Here is a 5,303-nt window from a genome sequence, read left to right as displayed (position 1 = left end):
CGTGGACATAAGCACACTATGTCCAACCCCGGGCCCGGCCACTGGGCATGCCCCCCTGGGTGAGGCGGCCGCGAGCGCTAGATCCTGGTGGAGGCTGCGCGCTTCTGGGCTTCGTAGGCGCTGGCGACCATGTCCTCGACGGAGTGGCGCATCTGCCAGTCCAGGTCGCGTGCGGCCAGGGTGCCGTCGGCCACGATCCGGTCCGGATCGCCGGCCCGCCGGGGGCCGATCTCCGGCTCGAAGTCGATGCCGGTGACCTTGGCCATCGCCGTCATGATCTGCCGGACGGACAGCCCGTCACCGGACCCCAGGTTGTAGACGCGTTCCAGCGGCCGGCCGGCGGCCAGGGCCCGGGCCGCAGCGACGTGCGACGCCGCAAGGTCGGCCACGTGCACGTAGTCGCGCACACAGGTGCCGTCGGCGGTGTTGTAGTCGATGCCGTTGATACGCGGCGTCTTGCCTGCCGTCAGCGCACGGAGCACGATCGGGAACAGGTTGTGCGGGCTCGAGTCGTAGAGCTCCGGCGAGCCGGATCCGACGACGTTGAAGTAGCGCAGCGAGGTGTGCTTGAGCCCCCGGGCCTTGCCCTGGTCCCGGATCAGCCATTCGCCAATCAGCTTGCTCTCCCCGTAGGGGGACTCCGGCTGCGTCGGGGTCTCTTCCGTGACGACGTCCCCCGTGGGGGTGCCGTAGGTGGCGGCGGAGGAGGAGAAGACCAGGTTGCCGACCTCGGCCAGCTCCATCGCCTTCAGCAGCTCCGCCGTGCCGGTGACATTCTGCTCATAGGTGAGCAGCGGCTCCTGCACGGAAACGCCGGCGTATTTGAACCCGGCCAGGTGGATCACCCCGGTGACGGCGTGGTCCAGCATCGTGCGGGCCACGAGCTCCGAGTCGAGGATCGTGCCGTGCACGAACGGCACGTCGTCCGGGACGAACTCGCGGTGCCCGCTCGAGAGCGAATCGACCACCACCGCCTGCATTCCGGCCCCGCGTAAAGCGGAGACCACGTGAGAACCGATATATCCTGCGCCACCTGTAACGAGCCATGTCATGGTTCCACCCTACCCAACGCCACCGGTCCGCAACCCGCCCGGAAACGCGGTACCCGGGGGGGGGTTGCGCGCCCGGGGTTCCGGGTGTTCCAGTGCGGCAGGTGCTAGCTCTTGCGGGCGTAGCCTTCCCACTTGCTGGCCTGGTGCTCGCCGTCCACGAAACGGATGGTCCCGGACTTGGAACGCATCACGATGGACTGGGTGAGGACCTTGTCCTTGGAGTAACGCACGCCCTTGAGCAGGTCACCGTCGGTGATGCCCGTGGCCGCGAAGTAGCAGTTGTCGCTGGAGACGAGGTCGTTGGTCGACAGCACACGGTCCAGGTCGTGGCCGGCGTCGATGGCCTTCTGCTTCTCGTCGTCGCTGGTGGGCCACAGCCGGCCCTGGATCACGCCGCCGAGGGACTTGATGGCGCAGGCTGAGACGATGCCTTCCGGCGTGCCGCCGATACCCATGAGGGCATCAACTCCGGTGCCGGCACGCGCGGCAGCGATTGCTCCGGCAACATCGCCGTCCATGATGAATTTGGTGCGGGCACCGGCTTCGCGGATTTCCTCCACGAGCCCCCGGTGGCGGTCCCGGTCCAGGATCATCACGTTGAGCTGGTTGACCTTGACGCCCTTGGCCTTGGCGATCAGGTGCAGGTTCTGCTTGACCGGCAGGCGCAGGTCGACCATGTCGGCGGCCTCAGGTCCGGTTACGAGCTTCTCCATGTAGAAGACCGCGGAGGGGTCGAACATGGAACCGCGCTCGGCGACGGCGAGGACGGCGAGGGCGTTGTTGATGCCCAGTGCTGCCAGCCGGGTGCCGTCGATGGGGTCGACGGCGACGTCGCATTCGGGACCGGTGCCGTCGCCGACGTTTTCGCCGTTGAAAAGCATCGGGGCTTCGTCCTTCTCGCCTTCACCGATGACAACAACACCGTTGAAGTGAACGGTCTGCAGGAAGGAACGCATGGCGTCGACGGCGGCGCCGTCGGCCTTGTTCTTGTCCCCGAACCCGACCCAGTGGCCTCCGGCGATGGCGGCGGCTTCGGTGACGCGGACCAGTTCCAGAGCAAGGTTGCGGTCCGGCTCGTCGATGCCGACGGCGAGCGACGGGGAAAGCGTGGAGTACTTCTGGGTCATTGGCGCTGGTGTCACGTGAACCTCTTCTTCGAGTGGGGATCATTGAATCCGAACGGACAGGATCGCTCCGTCGCGGTGATTCGTTGGTTTGTGATCTCGTCTGTAACTGATCATAGTCGCGGAGGAAAGCCGCGTCTTGGAATGACCATTCCGTGAAACGGCCCGGCCCCGGCTCCAACCTCTCCCGCCGGGCCCCGCCGAATGTGAGATCGGCCCGGAATGGGCGACTATAGAGGGGTGAGTGAATTGCAGGAAACGCCCCCCGCCGCCCCAGCTTCCCCTGCCGGCACGTCCGGCCAGGAGTCTTCCGGCGAGCCGCCCGTCAAGCCCGTCCTGAGCGCCGGAGCGGCCAAGCGCGCGAACGCCTCGGTGATCGGGATGATCATCGCCCTGGTTGTGAGCATCGCTGCTTTCCTGCCGATCGTCCTGATGAACCCGTCCCCCAAGACCGACGGCTACCGGCCCAACATCAACGTCGGCTCCGTGGCGCAGAACGCGGCCGGTGTGGCGGGATTCACACCGGCAGCCCCGGATACCGGCGACACATTCCGCGCAAATTACGCCCGGTGGGAATCCGGCACGGGCAGCGGCGTCCCGACCTGGGAGGTCGGCTACCTTACCCCCAAGGAATCCTTCATCGCCCTGGTGCAGACGCGGCAGTCCAATCCCACCTGGCTGCTGCAGCAGGTGAAGAGCGCGCCCGTCACCGGCACCCGCAGCGCGGGCGGGCGTGAGTGGGAACTTCGCGACACGGGCAAGGGGGAGAAGAGCATGGTGCTTCTCGACGCCATCGGCTCCACCGTCATCCTCACCGGGCCCGCCCAGCTGGACGAATTCACGGCGCTGGCAGCCGCCGTCGTCAAGGATCTCGAGAGCGGTTCCCGCACGCCCGGCGGCAGCGCGTCACCGGGGAGCACCCCGGGAGCAACAGTTTCGCCCTCCGCCACCCCTTCACCGTAAGGTATAGGCCGTGGCCACTTATCTCACTCCCGCCCTTGCCTGGCGCCGTCTCCGCGAGGGCAACGAACGCTTCGTCTCCGGCAAGTCGTCCCATCCCAACCAGGACGCGTCCCGGCGCTCGTCCCTGGTGGAGAACCAGCACCCCTTCGCGGTGATCTTCGGCTGCTCCGACTCACGGCTGGCCGCCGAAATCATCTTCGACCTGGGCCTGGGCGACGCTTTCGTGGTCCGCACCGCGGGCCATGTGATCGACGACGCCGTGCTCGGCTCGCTCGAATACAGCGTCAGCGTTCTCTCGGTGCCGCTGATTGTCGTCCTGGGGCACGACAGCTGCGGGGCGGTCACGGCCACCAAGAACGCGATGGAGACCGGAGAGATGCCCGTGGGCTTTATGCGCAGCCTCGTGGAACGCATCACACCCTCGGTGCTGACCTCGCTGCGCAACAACCAGCACGAGGTCAACGAGATGGTGGTCGAAAACGTCAAACAGACCTCGCAGCGGCTCGTGGACAGCTCGCGGGTGATTTCCGAGGCGGTCGGGAGCGGACGGGCAGCAGTGATCGGGCTCGCCTACAGCCTGGCCGATGGCCGCGCGGACCTCGTTTCCGGAATCGGCGAGCTCTAGGTTCACGCAGCGGCCAAGTAGCAGACCCTTCACGGTTTTCGATGCAGCGGCTCCGCCCAATAAGCTAGCCCCATGACTTCCACAGAAGAGTTGAACACCGAAGAGTTCCGCATTGAACACGACACGATGGGCGAAGTCCGCGTCCCCGTGAACGCCCTGTACCGTGCCCAGACGCAGCGCGCGGTCGAAAACTTCCCGATCTCAGGCAAAACCCTGGAGCGCACCCACATCGAGGCCCTCGCCCGGGTCAAGAAGGCTGCAGCCCAGGCGAACGCGGAACTGGGGGTGCTCGACGGCGAGCTCGCCCAGGCCATCGCCGATGCCGCTGACGAGGTTGCCACCGGAAAATACGACGGCGACTTCCCGATCGACGTCTTCCAGACCGGCTCGGGCACGTCCTCCAACATGAACACCAACGAGGTCATCGCCGAGCTCGCCTCCCGCGCCCTCAAAGCCGCCGGCAGCGAGAAGGTGGTCCACCCGAACGACCACGTCAACGCCTCACAGTCCTCCAACGACGTCTTCCCGACCTCGGTCCACGTGGCCGCCACCTCCGCCCTGATCAACGACCTGATCCCGGCGCTGGGCTACCTTGCCGACTCGCTGGAGCGCAAGGCCGTCGAGTTCAAGGACGTCGTCAAGTCCGGCCGCACCCACCTGATGGACGCCACCCCGGTGACCCTGGGACAGGAATTCGGCGGTTACGCCGCCCAGGTCCGGTACGGCGTCGAACGCATCAACGCCTCGCTCCCCCGCGTCGCCGAAGTTCCGCTCGGCGGCACCGCCGTCGGCACCGGCATCAACACCCCCGCCGGTTTCCCGGAGCGGGTTATCGAACTGCTCGCCGCCGACACCGGGCTGCCGCTGACCGAGGCCCGCGACCACTTCGAGGCCCAGGCCAACCGGGACGGCCTGATCGAAGCCTCCAGCCAGCTGCGCAACATCGCGATCTCCTTCATGAAGATCAACAACGACCTGCGCTGGATGGGCTCCGGCCCCAACACCGGCCTCGGCGAAATCGCCATCCCGGACCTGCAGCCGGGCTCCTCGATCATGCCGGGCAAGGTCAACCCGGTCATCTGCGAGGCCTCGATCATGGTCTGCGCCCAGGTCATCGGCAACGACACCACCATCGCCTGGTCCGGCACCAACGGCGCGTTCGAGCTTAATGTCGGCATCCCCGTGATGGCCGCCAACCTGCTCGAATCCGTGCGGCTGCTGGCCAACACCAGCCGCGTCATGGCGGACAAGATGATCGACGGCATCACAGCCAACGTCGAGCGGGCCCGCTTCCTCGCCGAGGCGTCACCGTCGATCGTCACGCCGCTGAACAAGTTCATCGGTTACGAGAACGCCGCGAAGATCGCCAAGAAGGCCGTCGCAGAGGGCCTGACCATCCGCGAAACGGTCGTCGCCATGGGCTTCCTGGAGCGCGGCGAACTGACCGAGGAGCAGCTGGACACCGCCCTGGACGTTATGTCCATGACCCGTCCGCCGCACAAGGCCTGACACCCACCCCGCCGCCGCGCCCTTCCGGCG

5 protein-coding genes are annotated in these 5,303 nt (G+C 66.7%); 3 read left to right on the top strand and 2 right to left on the bottom strand.

All coding sequences use genetic code 11. From position 1 onward, the window contains the following. Positions 1-77: 77 nt before the first annotated feature. Together galE and glpX are read right to left on the bottom strand one after the other, a co-directional pair. On the bottom strand, positions 78-1,052 hold the full coding sequence (galE, locus tag QCD75_RS21565; protein ID WP_301231570.1) for a UDP-glucose 4-epimerase GalE: 975 nt from the start codon (positions 1,050-1,052) through the stop codon (positions 78-80). 104 nt (positions 1,053-1,156) lie between these two features. Then, on the bottom strand, positions 1,157-2,179 hold the full coding sequence (gene glpX / locus QCD75_RS21560; RefSeq protein WP_024366327.1) for a class II fructose-bisphosphatase: 1,023 nt from the start codon (positions 2,177-2,179) through the stop codon (positions 1,157-1,159). 219 nt (positions 2,180-2,398) lie between these two features. Between glpX and QCD75_RS21555 the strand changes: the two genes are divergently transcribed. The 3 genes from QCD75_RS21555 (at position 2,399) to QCD75_RS21545 (ending at position 5,273) form a co-directional block, all read left to right on the top strand. Next, positions 2,399-3,139, top strand: coding sequence for a DUF4245 domain-containing protein (locus tag QCD75_RS21555; protein ID WP_441005533.1), 741 nt, complete (start codon positions 2,399-2,401; stop codon positions 3,137-3,139). A gap of 10 nt (positions 3,140-3,149) precedes the next feature. Beyond that, entirely contained in the window at positions 3,150-3,764 is a 615-nt protein-coding gene (locus QCD75_RS21550) for a carbonic anhydrase (protein ID WP_301231566.1), read from the top strand. A 72-nt stretch (positions 3,765-3,836) separates the two neighbouring features. After that, entirely contained in the window at positions 3,837-5,273 is a 1,437-nt protein-coding gene (locus QCD75_RS21545) for a class II fumarate hydratase (protein WP_301231565.1), read from the top strand. Positions 5,274-5,303 lie beyond the last annotated feature (30 nt).

Origin of the sequence: Arthrobacter sp. PsM3 (assembly GCF_030433895.1) — a bacterium.
Taxonomy (GTDB): domain Bacteria; phylum Actinomycetota; class Actinomycetes; order Actinomycetales; family Micrococcaceae; genus Arthrobacter.
This window is presented reverse-complemented; position numbering and strand designations above follow the sequence as displayed.